Origin of the sequence: Pseudomonas sp. GM55, assembly GCF_000282395.1 — a bacterium.
GTDB lineage: Bacteria > Pseudomonadota > Gammaproteobacteria > Pseudomonadales > Pseudomonadaceae > Aquipseudomonas > Aquipseudomonas fluorescens_CC.
Genome location: NZ_AKJJ01000150.1, coordinates 1 through 13,032, shown reverse-complemented (window position 1 = coordinate 13,032; position 13,032 = coordinate 1). Strand labels below are relative to the sequence as shown.

The 13,032-nt window shown below is 61.8% G+C and carries 16 protein-coding genes and 1 pseudogene; 12 read left to right on the top strand and 5 right to left on the bottom strand.

Annotated features, from left to right (window positions below):
• Nucleotides 1-137: 137 nt before the first annotated feature.
• From PMI31_RS28535 to PMI31_RS28515, 5 genes are all read left to right on the top strand, one after another.
• Entirely contained in the window at nt 138-755 is a 618-nt protein-coding gene (locus tag PMI31_RS28535; RefSeq protein WP_008023498.1) for a cytochrome b/b6 domain-containing protein, read from the top strand.
• Nucleotides 752-1,537 (top strand): molybdopterin-dependent oxidoreductase, encoded by a 786-nt coding sequence (locus PMI31_RS28530; RefSeq protein WP_008023497.1) that lies wholly within the window; start codon nt 752-754, stop codon nt 1,535-1,537. The genes PMI31_RS28535 and PMI31_RS28530 overlap by 4 nt, the downstream gene beginning before the upstream one ends.
• Nucleotides 1,538-1,590: 53 nt before the next feature.
• A complete protein-coding gene (locus PMI31_RS28525) occupies nt 1,591-1,875 on the top strand; it encodes a pentapeptide MXKDX repeat protein (RefSeq protein ID WP_008023495.1) in 285 nt (94 codons plus the stop codon).
• 218 nt (nt 1,876-2,093) lie between these two features.
• Nucleotides 2,094-2,501, top strand: coding sequence for a response regulator (locus PMI31_RS28520; protein ID WP_008023494.1), 408 nt, complete (start codon nt 2,094-2,096; stop codon nt 2,499-2,501).
• 59 nt (nt 2,502-2,560) lie between these two features.
• Nucleotides 2,561-3,226, top strand: a complete 666-nt coding sequence (locus PMI31_RS28515) for an HAD-IA family hydrolase (protein WP_008023491.1) — start codon at nt 2,561-2,563, stop codon at nt 3,224-3,226.
• A 120-nt stretch (nt 3,227-3,346) separates the two neighbouring features.
• Here the strand turns inward: PMI31_RS28515 and PMI31_RS28510 are convergent, their stop codons facing one another.
• Nucleotides 3,347-4,006, bottom strand: a complete 660-nt coding sequence (locus tag PMI31_RS28510; protein ID WP_008023489.1) for a methyltransferase family protein — start codon at nt 4,004-4,006, stop codon at nt 3,347-3,349.
• Between the two features lie 125 nt (nt 4,007-4,131).
• Complete coding sequence (locus tag PMI31_RS28505; RefSeq protein ID WP_008023488.1) at nt 4,132-5,079, bottom strand: GlxA family transcriptional regulator; 948 nt, start codon at nt 5,077-5,079, stop codon at nt 4,132-4,134.
• 124 nt (nt 5,080-5,203) lie between these two features.
• Between PMI31_RS28505 and PMI31_RS28500 the strand changes: the two genes are divergently transcribed.
• Together PMI31_RS28500 and PMI31_RS28495 are read left to right on the top strand one after the other, a co-directional pair.
• Nucleotides 5,204-5,995: an SDR family NAD(P)-dependent oxidoreductase gene (locus tag PMI31_RS28500; RefSeq protein ID WP_008023486.1), complete on the top strand. Its 792-nt coding sequence runs from the start codon at nt 5,204-5,206 to the stop codon at nt 5,993-5,995.
• A gap of 102 nt (nt 5,996-6,097) precedes the next feature.
• Entirely contained in the window at nt 6,098-7,030 is a 933-nt protein-coding gene (locus tag PMI31_RS28495; RefSeq protein WP_008023485.1) for a pyridoxal-phosphate dependent enzyme, read from the top strand.
• Nucleotides 7,031-7,083: 53 nt separating this feature from the next.
• Here the strand turns inward: PMI31_RS28495 and PMI31_RS28490 are convergent, their stop codons facing one another.
• Nucleotides 7,084-7,404 carry a DUF2388 domain-containing protein gene (locus PMI31_RS28490; protein ID WP_008023483.1) on the bottom strand — a complete coding sequence of 107 codons (321 nt, stop codon included), beginning with the start codon at nt 7,402-7,404 and terminating at the stop codon, nt 7,084-7,086.
• Between the two features lie 180 nt (nt 7,405-7,584).
• Between PMI31_RS28490 and PMI31_RS28485 the strand changes: the two are divergent.
• Nucleotides 7,585-7,944, top strand: a pseudogene (locus PMI31_RS28485) (FAD-dependent oxidoreductase); the annotation flags it as partial.
• Nucleotides 7,945-8,016: 72 nt separating this feature from the next.
• Complete coding sequence (locus PMI31_RS28480) at nt 8,017-8,613, top strand: DinB family protein (RefSeq protein WP_008023479.1); 597 nt, start codon at nt 8,017-8,019, stop codon at nt 8,611-8,613.
• Here the strand turns inward: PMI31_RS28480 and PMI31_RS28475 are convergent.
• On the bottom strand, nt 8,534-9,454 hold the full coding sequence (locus PMI31_RS28475; RefSeq protein WP_008023478.1) for a LysR substrate-binding domain-containing protein: 921 nt from the start codon (nt 9,452-9,454) through the stop codon (nt 8,534-8,536). The genes PMI31_RS28480 and PMI31_RS28475 overlap by 80 nt on opposite strands.
• Before the next feature lie 132 nt (nt 9,455-9,586).
• Nucleotides 9,587-10,528 carry a LysR substrate-binding domain-containing protein gene (locus PMI31_RS28470; protein ID WP_008023476.1) on the bottom strand — a complete coding sequence of 314 codons (942 nt, stop codon included), beginning with the start codon at nt 10,526-10,528 and terminating at the stop codon, nt 9,587-9,589.
• A gap of 219 nt (nt 10,529-10,747) precedes the next feature.
• On the opposite strand from PMI31_RS28470, the gene PMI31_RS28465 reads away from it, so the two are divergent.
• From PMI31_RS28465 to PMI31_RS28455, 3 genes are read left to right on the top strand one after another with little or no spacing between them, the layout of a single operon-like run.
• On the top strand, nt 10,748-11,764 hold the full coding sequence (locus PMI31_RS28465) for an aldo/keto reductase (protein ID WP_008023475.1): 1,017 nt from the start codon (nt 10,748-10,750) through the stop codon (nt 11,762-11,764).
• Between the two features lie 2 nt (nt 11,765-11,766).
• On the top strand, nt 11,767-12,564 hold the full coding sequence (locus PMI31_RS28460) for an SDR family NAD(P)-dependent oxidoreductase (protein ID WP_008023472.1): 798 nt from the start codon (nt 11,767-11,769) through the stop codon (nt 12,562-12,564).
• A gap of 26 nt (nt 12,565-12,590) precedes the next feature.
• Nucleotides 12,591-13,001 carry an SRPBCC family protein gene (locus PMI31_RS28455; RefSeq protein ID WP_008023469.1) on the top strand — a complete coding sequence of 137 codons (411 nt, stop codon included), beginning with the start codon at nt 12,591-12,593 and terminating at the stop codon, nt 12,999-13,001.
• Nucleotides 13,002-13,032: the final 31 nt, after the last annotated feature.

The window sequence follows — 13,032 nt, the reverse complement described above, 5'->3', positions numbered from 1 at the left end:
CAAGCCAGCTCCCACAGGATTCCCCACAGTTTTGAGAGCTGTGAGTTATCACGAATTATTTAACTCTGCGTGAGGATTTGGCGATCTTCCGGCTCCCATAATCGGCCCCAACGAACAACAACAAACCGGAGCCGGACATGTCGCAGACTATTGCCACACCCAAGTCCAGTCATCCACGCTGGCTACGCCTGACCCATTGGCTCAACGCCCTGGCGGTGCTGGTGATGGTCACCAGCGGCTGGCGCATCTACAACGCCTCGCCGATCTACGAATTCAGCTTTCCCAAGTCGATCACCCTCGGCGGCTGGCTGGGTGGCGCGCTGCAATGGCATTTCGCGGCGATGTGGTTCCTGGCGATCAACGGCCTGATCTACCTGGCCTTCAACCTGTTCAGCGGGCGACTGAAGCGGCGTTTCTTCCCGGTTTCGCCCAAAGGTGTGCTGCACGACCTGTGGGCCGCCCTGCGCGGAAAACTCGAGCACGCCGACCTCAGTCATTACAACCAGGTGCAACGTGTCGCTTACCTGTTCGTGATGGTCGACATCACGTTGCTGGTGCTTTCCGGCCTGGTGTTGTGGAAGTCAGTGCAGTTCCCGCTGTTGCGTGAATTGCTGTTCGGTTACGAAGGCGCGCGCCGCGTGCACTTCTTCGCCATGGCGTTGTTGGTGGCCTTTGTGGCGGTGCATCTGGTGATGGTCGCGCTGGTTCCGAAAACGCTGTTGGCCATGATCGTCGGCCGCAAGGAGCAGGTATGAAAAAGCGCATTCAGGTACCCGGGCTGGACGAGGCTTCGATCCTGGCCGACGCCCGCAAGATCCTTGCCCCGCAAATCGAAGACCGCTCGCGCCGCTCGTTCCTGCTGCGCGGCCTGACCCTCGGTGGCGTGGCCATGTTGTCCGGCTGCAACATCACCGACAACGACAGCGTCGAGACTGCGCTGTCGTCCATGTCGCGCTTCAACGATCGGGTCCAGGGCTGGTTGTTCAACCCCAATGCGATGGCGCCGACCTATCCCGAGTCGATGATCACACGGCCGTTTCCCTTCAATGCCTACTACAGTATCGACGAAGCGCCGACGGTGGAGGAGCAGAGCTATCGCCTGGAAGTCACTGGCCTGGTCGCCGACAAGCGCAGCTGGCGCCTCGAGGAACTGCGCGCCATGGCGCAGACCGAGCAGATCACCCGGCACATTTGCGTCGAAGGCTGGAGTGCGATCGGCCGTTGGGGCGGCGTGCGTTTCAGTGATTTCCTCAAGCGCATCGGCGCCGACACCGATGCCAGGTACGTCGGTTTCAAATGCGCCGACGACTACTACACCAGCATTGACATGGCCACTGCGCTGCATGCGCAAACCCTGCTGGCGCTGACGTATGACGGCGCGGTGCTGCCGCGCCAGTACGGCTTCCCGATGAAGCTGCGCATGCCCACCAAGCTGGGCTACAAGAACCCCAAACACATTCAGGCGATTTTCGTCAGCAACACCTACAGCGGCGGCTTCTGGGAAGACCAGGGCTACAACTGGTTTGGTGGCAGTTGATGAGCGTGCGAAACATTCACCGTCCGCAAACCCGTGCTCCAAGGAGATTCATCATGAAAAAGTTGACCACCGTTGTACTGTCCATGTGCCTGGCCGTTGGCGCTGCCTCTGTGTTCGCAGCTGACACCATGAGCAACGACAGCATGAGCAAGGATTCGATGTCCAAAGACGCCATGTCCAAGGATGCGATGAAAAAAGACGCGATGAAGAAGACCGATTCGATGTCCAAGGACAGCATGTCCAAGGATGCAATGTCCAAGGACGCCATGAAAAAAGATGCGATGTCCAAGGACAGCATGAGCAAAGACGCGATGAAAAAGGACGCGATGTCGCCGTAATCCCGGACAACCGAAATACCCCACAGTGATTTTGTGAGCACCACAGATCGCCGTAGGAGCTGGCTTGCCAGCGACAGTGCCCTAAAGGGCGCTACAAAACCCGGATCGGCCACCTGGCTGCATCAAAAATGAATTTACGCCGAGTCCGCTGCTCATACCTTTTAGGTAGCGGATTACAGCCCGCGAATTCATAGAGGCAATCAGGGAGCGGCACGGTCATGAGTCGAGCACCGACGGCGGGTGGAGATCTTCCTGGCGGGTTGATCCTGGTGGTTGAGGACGACCCGCTGATCCTGGAGTTTCTGTGTGAGATTCTTCAGGAGGAGGGGTTTGTCGTCGAGCCGCAAATCAGTGCCGACGCGGCAGTGATCTATCTGGAACAGCATGCGCCGCAGGTGCACATGCTACTGACGGACATCAGCATGCCCGGCACACTCAATGGCGCGGACCTGGCCAACCAGTTCGGCGATCGCTGGCCGGACAAGCCGATCATGATCATGTCCGGTTTCGAAACCCCCGAAAGTTCAGGCGTGCGGCACAGGGTCTCTTTCATCAAGAAGCCCTGGATGATCGGCGGGCTGCTCGATTGCGTAGGCGAGACCTTCAAATCCAGACGACTCAACTGACTCGCGGGAGATGCTACATTGCCGGGCAAATCCGTCCGGCACCTGCGAGGTTCCTTTCCTTGGCTGATCACTCTGTTTTCAACTCGACTTACCGTGCCTTTCTGTTCGACATGGACGGCACCGTCCTGACGTCCATTGCCGCCGCCGAGCGAGTCTGGACAACCTGGGCCGTGCGCCATGGCGTCGATGTCGACAGCTTCCTGCCGACCATTCACGGCGCCCGCGCCATCGACACCATCAGCCGTCTGGGGTTACCCGGGGTGGATGCCGAGGCCGAAGCCGCGTGGATTACCGAAGCGGAAATCGAGGATGTCGACGGGGTATTCGAAGTGGCTGGCGCGGCGAAGTTCCTGCGGTCTTTGCCAGTCAAACAGTGGGCCATCGTCACTTCCGCCCCGCGGGAGCTGGCGTTGCGGCGGATGGCGGCGGCGGGGATTCCAGAGCCTGAGGTACTGGTGACTGCCGAGGACGTCACGGCTGGCAAACCCGATCCTGCGGGGTACAAGCTCGCGGCCCAACGCCTGGGTGTCGAGCCTGAGCAGTGTCTGATTTTTGAGGACGCCACGGTGGGGATTCTGGCGGCCGAGGCGGCGGGGGCGGACGTGATGATTGTCACGGCGACCCATGAGCAGCCGATCAGGACCTTGCATGCGACGTTGGCGGGTTATGAGTTGGTCCGGGTTCAGGTGGATATCGATGGTTCGATTCGATTGAAATCCGTGTAAGCAACATCAAACCCTGTGGGAGCGGGCTTGCCCGCGATGACGTCGGCAAATCCCACAATAAGTTGACTGACAGACCGCAATCGCGGGCAAGCCCGCTCCCACAGGGGAGCAGTGTTCCAGTCAGTAAAGTCCGGGAACCAGCCGCCAGGAGTGGGCGCAATAGGCTTCGTATTCGCTGCCGAACTGCGCCCTCAGCAGGGCCTCTTCCGAATGAATCCGGGCAATCAGCGGGATCAAGGTCAACGCTGCCAGCAGCAGACCTGTGCTTGAGCGAAACGCCAGCGCCCAGCCCACGGCGATGACCATCATCCCCAGATAACTGGGGTTGCGCAGGTTGCGGTAAATACCCTCGGTGACCAGTCGATGCCCCGGCTGGATCGCCACCAGCCCGCTGAAGCGCTTGCCCAGCACAAATATGGGCCACAACCGCAGCACGCCGCCCACGATGAACAGCAGCGCCCCGAGCCAGCGCACGCCTTCACCACCGAAAGTCCAGAAGTCGATGCGGTCGGTATAGGCCGGCAGAAAGCCGCTCAGCACACCGATCACGCCGAACGCCGGAAGGACCCAGCGATTGGCCCGGTCTTCGCGTTCTCCCGAACTCAGGTTGACCTCGCTGAACAGTGATACGACGGCCATGATCAGGGTGGCCAAGGCAACGACGACCAGTGAGCCGTGGCTGAAATAAGCCGCGAAACCACCCAGTCCCCAGATCGCCAGGCCAAGGTAGGCGAGGGTGCTGACAACGGCGAAAAACGCCAGTCTGGCGGAGAGTTTCATAAGTGCCTCACACGCGAAAGTGCCTCCCTTCATTGTAGGAGCTGCGGTGCGGCGTTCCGACTTGCCAGCGAAGGCGTTTGAAGATACGACACAGACCTCAGAGGCAATCGCCAGCAAGCCGGCTCCTACGCAAACACCTCCGCTCTCGCATTGCGCCGAATCACCTGCGGCGGTTGCCCGAACACCCGCAGGAACGTTTCGCGCATGCGACGGCGGTCAGTGAATCCGGTTTCCAGGGCGATCTGGTCGAGAGTCAGGCGTCCGCGTTCAAGCAGCTGTCGCGCCGCTTCCAGACGCAGGTTCTCGATGGCCTTGGCTGGCGATTGCCCGGTTTCGGCGCGAAATGCCCGGCTGAATTGCCGGGGGCTGAGGTTGGCCACTTGCGCCAATAGCTCCACCGACAGTGGCTGGGCGAGGTGTTCCCGGGCGTAGCCGAGCACGGTTTGAATACGATCGGATTTCGGCGCCAGCTCCAGCAACGCCGAGTGCTGCGATTGGCCGCCGGCGCGGCGGTGATACATCACCAGTTTCTGCGCCACGGCCCGGGCCAGCTCGGCGCCGTGGTCCTTTTCCACCATGGCCAGGGCGAGGTCGATGCCCGCCGTCATGCCGGCGGAGGTCCAGATCGAACCGTCGATCACATAGATGCGATCGGCCTCGACCTTGATCGCCGGAAACCGTGCCTGCAGTTCCCGGGCGTAAGCCCAGTGGGTGGTGGCCCGCCGCCCGTCGAGCAAGCCGGCCTGGGCCATGACGAACGCCCCGGAGCAGATCGACGCCGTACGGCGTGCCGTGTTGATACTGGCCCGCAGGTAGCCCAGCACGGCCTCGGGCGCCTGTTCGATGATCGAGTCACCGCCGACCACGATCACCGTGTCGAACACGCGCCCGTCGAATGCCTCGGTGCCGACGCTCAAGCCGCCGGAGGCACGCAGGGTGTGGCCGTTTTCGGACAGCACGCGCACGTCATACAGCGTCTCTGCGGCACTGAAATTGGCGTACTCGAACACCGGCATGGCGGCCAGTGCCATGGACTGGAAACCCTCGAAAACCACGAACGCCACGTTGATCATGGAACTGCCCTCAAATGGTCATGTCCGAAAAACGTACTTTAAACGTCATTTAAGACGGCCGTAAGTCCCTTTATAACGGTCTGCACCCGGCGAATCTCTCGCCTCACCGTAGAGGAATTGCACCATGGCGCTCTCATCCAAAGGTACTGCACTGATCACCGGCGCTTCTTCGGGCATTGGCGCGGTGTATGCCGATCGCCTCGCCCGGCAGGGTTACAACCTGATTCTGGTGGCCCGCAGCCGGGCCAGGCTCAATGCCCTGGCCAATCATTTGAGCGACCAGACCGGGCGCACCGTGGAGGTGGTTGTCGCCGACCTGAAGAACAAGGCGGATTCGCTGCGGGTCGAACAGATCCTGCGCAACGATGCCAGCATCACCCTGTTGGTCAACAACGCTGGGGTCGGTGGCGTCATGCCGCTGCTTGCAAGTCCCGTGGATGACATGGAGGCGATGATCAACCTCAACGTGACGGCATTGATGCGCCTGGCTTATGCCGTGGTACCGGGCTTCGTCGCCCGGGGCGCTGGCACCGTGATCAATATCGCCTCCATCGTCGCCATCGCCCCGGAGATCCTCAACGGCGTGTACGGCGGGACCAAGGCGTTCGTCTTGAGCCTGAGCCAGTCGATGCAGCATGAACTGGCGGACAAAGGCGTACGCATCCAGGCTGTGTTGCCGGGGGCGACCGCCACTGATTTCTGGAGCGAGGCCGGCAACCCGGTGGAAAACCTGCCGCAGGAAATCGTGATGTCGGCCGAAGACATGGTCGACGCCGCGCTCGTTGGCCTGGCGGCCGGCGAAGTGGTGACCATCCCGGGCTTGCACGATGCCAGCCAGTGGGACCGTTACGAAGCTCAGCGGCAGACGCTGTCCGGGTTGTTTGGCAACTCCGCGCCGGCGCCGCGCTATCGCTGAAGCGGTCGCCCCGAGGCGGGGTGAACTAAGCTTGGGAGAGAGGACCGTTCACCACCGGCTTGCGCAAGCTCGACGAGCCGGTGGCGTGTAACAGGAGCCCATATGCTTCACATCCGAACGCCTTTGATCCTGCACCCTGGCCTGTCGACCCCGACCCGCCGTATCTGGCTGAAACTGGAAAACCTGCAACCTGGCGGCTCGTTCAAAATACGCGGCATTGGCTTGCTGTGCAGCCGGGCGGCGCAGCAGGGCAAGCGCAAGGTGGTCTGTCCCTCCGGCGGTAACGCGGGACTGGCCACGGCCATGGCCGCTGCATGCCTGGGGCTCAAGGCATGCATCGTGGTGCCGCACACCACCCCGCAGAGCACCCGGGCGCGGATCAGCAATACCGGTGCCGAGGTGATCGTGCACGGCAAGGTCTGGGACGAAGCCAATCAACGGGCACGGGAACTCGCCCAGGACCCGCGCACTGAATTCGTGCCGGCCTTCGACCACCCGGTATTGTGGGAAGGGCACAGCACCATGGTCGATGAAATCCTTGAAGACTGCCCGCCAGTGGATGTGCTGGTGACATCGGTGGGCGGCGGTGGCTTGCTGGCGGGGCTGCTCACCGGCCTGATTCGTCATCGGCGCACCGATTGCCGCATCGTTGCCTGCGAAACCGAAGGCGCGGCGTCGTTCGCCGCGGCGGTGGCGGCCGGGCACCCGGTCAGATTGCCGAAAATCGACACTGTCGCCACGTCCCTGGGCGCCGCACAAGTGGCCACCTGGCCGGTCAAGCACATCGGCGAATTCCCCCATGAGTGTGTGGTGCTCAGCGATGATGAGGCGATCATGGGCGTGGTGCGTTACGCCAATGACTTGCGTCAGTTGGTCGAGCCGGCGTGCGGCGTTTCATTGGCGATTGCCTACCTGGATCACCCGGCGATTGCCGACGCCAATGACGTGGTGATCGTGGTGTGCGGTGGGGTGAGTATCAACGCGCAACTGGTGGCCGGGTGGGCACGCTTGTCCAATGGCACGCACGCCAGGTAGGGCCGCAAACGCTATCCCGGTGTCACAAGCCCCACTACTGGCGATGACGATCTTCAGTGATCGGCGGCAACGCCATCCTGGACGAGAATGGCGCGGGCCAGGTCTTCGTCGCTTGCGTTGTTGAGGGCAGGATTGTCCTGACGGATCTTTTTCAACACCGCCTCCAGATAGGCACCACGAATCGCACCGCCGCTGGCGACGAAGCTGGAGGCGTCATCCCGGGCGGGAATCACGAGTTTGTCGTCTTTGAACGTCGAGTACAGCGAGGCGGAAACCCCGGCCGAGGTGGCGATATCTTCGGCATCCACTTTGGCCAGAGCGGAACCTGCGGGCAAACAAAGTAGCAGAGTAGAAATGATAAACATGCGGCGCATGACGGTGTCCTCCGACAGCATGAAGCATAAGGGAAGTCCCACATAATTTAGGATGCACGGCGGTCCCCGAGAGTTCCCTGGCGCTGCCGACTCTGCGTATGGAGCGATGAGTTCATGGCCTTGCCGCTGGCGATTTTCTCCAGCCTGATCGACTATCCGCAGCGAGGAACGGGGCAAGAGGGAGGCAGGCCGTTGAACGTCGATATTCAAAGCGTGGTGATCGGGGCGGGCGTCGTCGGTCTGTCGGCGCCATTCATTCCCCGGGCGCATTTTTGCAAGGGCAGTCATTTCAGTTTCAGCGGCCGGGCGCCGTTTCGCCATCTGGTGTATCCGGCCCCGGAGAGTGCGGGACTGGGTGTGCACATGACGCTCGACCTGGGCGGGCAGGCGCGCTTCGGGCCGGCCGCCGATTTTCTCATCAGCGGATTCGCCGAACATGGTGTGCTAGGGCTGGTGAGTCTGTTCGGCATCGAGTCACAGGGGCTGACCAGTTGCCTGGCGCTCGCCGAGCGGGTGGTGGCGCGCCTGAACGACCGATGATCAGGGCTGGCGCTGCCTTGCGGGCATCGGGTCTATGCTAGGGAGTGCGCTTACTGCCATCGGAGAACTCTGATGATCACCGTACGCACTGCCTGTCTGCTGGCCGATTACAAACGCTGGGCCAATCAGCGCCTGTTTGACAGCCTTGCGGCGCTCCCTCCAGGCGAAGTCAAAAAAGAACGGGTGTCGGTGTTCAAAAACATGATCGGCACTCTCAATCATGTCTATGTGGTGGATTGCATCTGGCGGGCGCACCTTGAAGGCCGGGGGCATAACTTCAAGACTTCACACGATCTGCTGCATGCCGATCTGTCCGAACTGCACATGGCGCAAAAAGAGATCGATCGCTGGTATTGCGACTGGAGCGCCCGGCAAACCGATGCCTCTCTGGACAAACTTGTGGAATTCACCTTTGTCTCGGGCGAAAGCGGCGTCATGAGCGCCGGCGCGATGTTGATGCACGTGGTCAACCATGCCAGTTATCACCGTGGTTGGGTGGTGCAGATGTACTTCGAGATCCCGGCCATGCCACCGGTCACCGACATGCCGGTGTACCTGCGCGAGTCCGAGCCGTTCCTGTTCCGCCCGGTCAACGTGCCGGTAGTGGAACCGCCATGTGCTGTACAATTTTCGAGCGCAACCAGCGTTCTGCCGGATCGTTATCGTTGACCCCGTTCCACACCATCGACAGTTCGGACAGGTTGATATCAAAGGGTGCATCGTCCGCCCGTAACTGACTGCTGCCTTCGATCAACGCACTGGCCGCGTAGTCCGGCACGGTGGCGAGCAAGTCAGTACCCGCCAGCAAGGCCCGCAACCCCGCGAACTGTGGCACCGCCAGCACCACCCGGCGCGAACGGCCGATCCGTGCCAGGTCGTTGTCGATGGCGCCGCTCAGATCCCCGGAAAACGACACCAGCGCGTGGGGGCGTTCGCAGAACTCGTCCAGGGTCAACGGGCCGGGACGGTCATCGCCGCGCAGGATCTTCACACTCAAGTCGCGCAATTTCCTGCGCTTGGCGTTGGCCGGCAATTCCGTGGTGTAGCTGATGCCGACGGAAATCTCGCCGCTGGCCAGCATCGACGACATCAGCAGGAAATTCACCCGGCGCACCACCACCACGACGTTCTGCGCCTCCTCGCGAATCTGCTTGAGCAGCGGCGGAAACAGCCCGAATTCGGCGTCGTCGGACAGGCCGATGCGAAACACGTCGCGACTGGTGGAGGGCTCGAAATCCTTGGCCCGGCTGACCGCACCGGAAATGGTGTCCATCGCCGGCTGCAATTCCTTGAGAATCTGCAATGCCCTCGGGGTCGGCTCCAGGGTTCGTCCGTTGCGCACCAGCAACGGGTCGTCGAACAGATCGCGCAACTTTGCCAGCGACGCGCTGACAGCAGGCTGGCCGAGGAACAGTTTTTCCCCGGCCCGGGTCAGGTTCTTCTCGAACATCAGGGTTTCGAAAATCACCAGCAGGTTCATGTCCACGCGGCGCAGGTCGTTGCGGTTCATGGTGGAGGGCTCGCTGGGGTTTGGGGTCTTCTCAGTTAAGCATCAAACGTTCTGGAAGGACGTGCAACCTGTGGGAACGAGCTTGCTCCGGGCGGCGTTCCGACGATAGCGGTGTATCAGGCACATCACCGTTTACTGACACTCCCTCATCGCGAGCAAGCTCGCTCCTACAGTTTTATGTAGTGAGTCCGGCTCCGTCAGCACCTTCCTGAACGTCTCTACCAGTGGCCGCAGGTTGATCCGGTGCCACGCCGCCCACAATGGCGTGGTGAAGGAAATCCACGGCACCTCCCGCAGCACCACCCCCGGTGGGGCGTTGCGGCTCAGGCCCTTCTGGATCATCGCGATGCCCAGCCCCGATGCGACCAGCCCCAGTGCGGTGAAGGGTTCGGTGGCCTCCATGCGGATATCCGGGGTGAAGCCGGCGCGGATGCAGGCGCTGACGAAGTCGTCGTGGCAACTGGCGTTCTGCCGGTGCTGCACGCCGATCCATTCCTGGTCGGCGAGGTCGGCCGGGGTCAGCACGGGTTGCTGCGCCAGCCGATGGTGCTCGGGCAGGGCCAGCAGCATCGGGTCGTCCAGCACCTGAAAGCCCAACAGGTCCGGATCGTCTTCGGCCGGCGGTTCGCTGACCAGCGCAATATCCAGACTACGCTGACGCAAGCCTTCGAGCTGTTCGGTCGAGCTGAGGTTGTACAGCGCCACATGTACGTTCGGCCGGTCGACCCGCAACACGCGCAAGGCATTGGGCAGCACGCCGGCATGCATGGCGTTTTCGATGTAGCCGATGCACAAACCGCCTTCTTCGCCACGCCCCAGACGCTTGCCGAGAGATTCCAGGCGATTGGCGTGGGTCAGCAGGGCGCGGGTTTCGGCGAGGAAGGTCTGGCCGTCGCGGGTCAGGCGGATGCGTTGCTGGCTGCGCTCGAACAGGGTCAGGCCCAGGCGTTCTTCGAGCTGGGCGATCTGCCGGCTCAGGGGCGACTGGGAAATGTGCAGGCGTTCGGCGGCGCGCCCGACGTGTTCTTCCTCGGCGACGGCGACGAAGTAGCGCAATTGGCGGATGTCGATCATGTCAGACCTGTAGGGACTCAAGTGCTGCACATTATGTCTTGGACGGTCCGATCACCGCAATCTAGGATCTGCTCAGCGGTCAGGCAAAAGCACCGTTCTCTGTAGGAGCCGGCTTGCTGGCGATAGCGGTTCGTCAAGCGATACCTGTGTCGACTGTTCCAGCGCCATCGCCAGCAAGCCGGCTCCTACAGGTTTACCAGACGTTCAAGAGGATTCCCCATGAGCTTGAAAGACAAACTGCCCGGCGCGCTGGGTTTCGGCACCGCCCCTTTGGGCAACATGTTCCGCGCCATTGCCGAGGAAGAAGCGCAAGCCACCGTTCACGCCGCCTGGGATGCCGGCGTGCGTTACTTCGATACAGCGCCGTTCTACGGCTCGGGCCTGTCGGAGATTCGCCTTGGCGCCGCACTGTCGCGTTACAACCGTGACGACTATGTGCTCAGCAGCAAGGTCGGCCGGGTGATTCTCGATGAAGTCGAAGACGCCGCTGCCCGTGACCTGGGCGAGAAGAGCGGGGTGTTCGAACACGGCCGCCCGAACAGGATCGTCAACGACTACAGCGCCGACGCGACCCTGCGTTCGATCGAGGACAGCCTCAAGCGGCTGCAGACCGATCGCCTGGACATCGTCTGGGTGCATGACATCGCCCAGGATTTCTACGGCGATCAATGGCTGGAGTACTTCAACCAGGCTCGTACCGGTGCCTTCAAAGTGCTGACCCGCCTGCGTGAGGAAGGCGTGATCAAGGGCTGGGGCCTTGGCGTGAACAAGGTTGAGCCCTGTGAGCTGACCCTTGATCTGAGCGAGGCGCAGCCGGACGGTTTTCTGCTGGCGGGTCGCTACACTCTTCTCGACCATGATCGTGCCTTGCAGCGTTTGATGGACGCCGCCCTGGCGCAGAACGTCGAGATCGTGGTCGGCGGTCCTTACAGCTCGGGCATTCTGGCCGGTGGCGCACACTTCGAATACCAGAAGGCCAGCCCGGCGATCATCAGCAAGGTCGAGCAGATCAAACGTATCGCGACGGCCCATGGTGTTGATATCAAGGCGGCTGCATTGCAGTTCTCGTTGGCTAACCCCGCCGTTGCGGCGGTGATCCCCGGTTCCAGCCGCCCTGAGCGGATTGTCGAAGATGTCGCCGCGCTGTCAGCGGTGATCCCAGCAGCCTTCTGGCAAGCAATGCGCGAAGCGAAACTGGTGTCCGAGCGCGCACCTTTGCCGATCATTGGAGCATGAGTATGAAAATCGATCTGACTGGAAAGCTCGCCATAGTCAGCGGCAGCACCGCCGGCATCGGCCTGGGCATCAGCAAGGCGCTGGCCGAATCCGGCGCCACGGTGGTCGTGATCGGCCGCGAGACGGCCAAGGTCGAGCAGGCGCTGGCGAGCATTCGCCAGCAGGTGCCGGGTGCTCAATTGCGTGGGCTGACTGCCGATCTCGGAACGCTCGAAGGTGCGGAAAAACTGTTCGCCGCCGAGCCACGGGCCGACATCCTGGTGAACAACCTGGGGATCTACAACGCGGTTGATTTCTTTGACACCCCCGACAGCGAGTGGACGCGGTTCTATGAGATCAACGTAATCTCCGGTGTGCGCCTGTCCCGGCATTACGTGCCGGACATGGTCAAACAGGGTTGGGGGCGGGTGATTTTCCTGTCTTCGGAATCCGGGATCGCGATACCGGCCGACATGCTCAACTACGGCGTGACCAAAAGCGCCAACCTGGCGGTGTCCCATGGGCTGGCCAAGCGGCTCGCGGGCACCGGGGTGACGGTCAATGCGATCCTGCCGGGGCCGACATTGACCGACGGCGTGGAGCAGATGCTCAAGGACGCCACTGCCGAATCGGGGCGCAGCGTTCGCGAAGAAGCCGACGCCTTCGTGCGCAGCGCCCGGCCAACGTCGATCATCCAGCGGGTAGCGGATGTCGAGGAAGTGGCGAACCTGGTGGCCTACATCGCTTCGCCGTTATCCTCGGCCACCACCGGTGCTGCCTTGCGGGTCGACGGCGGTGTCGTCGACAGCCTGGCCATCTGAACCTTATTGATTGGAGAGAGCATTTCATGGCAACTGCATCAGCCTGCATCGACATCCCGGCATCGGCCGAACAGGTCTGGCAATTGATTGGCGGTTTCAACTCGCTGCCGGACTGGCTGCCGTTCATTCCCAGGAGCGAGCTCAGCGAAGGCGGGCGCGTGCGCAGCCTGCAAACGGCGGACGGTGCGGTGGTCATCGAACGCCTGCAAGCCTTCGACAACGCGGGCCAAACCTACAGCTACTCGATTTTGCAGGCACCCTTTCCGGCGACTGATTATCTGGCGACGATCAAGGTTGAAGCGCAAGGCGAGGGCGCGCGGGTAACCTGGTCCGGTCGGTTCGAACCGGTGGGTGTGAGCAACGAGGAAGTGGTGGCGTTGTTTACCGGCATCTATCAGGGTGGGCTTGAGGCGTTGCGGGCCAATTATCCGGCCTGATAAACACCACCAATCCCCTGTAGGAGCGAGC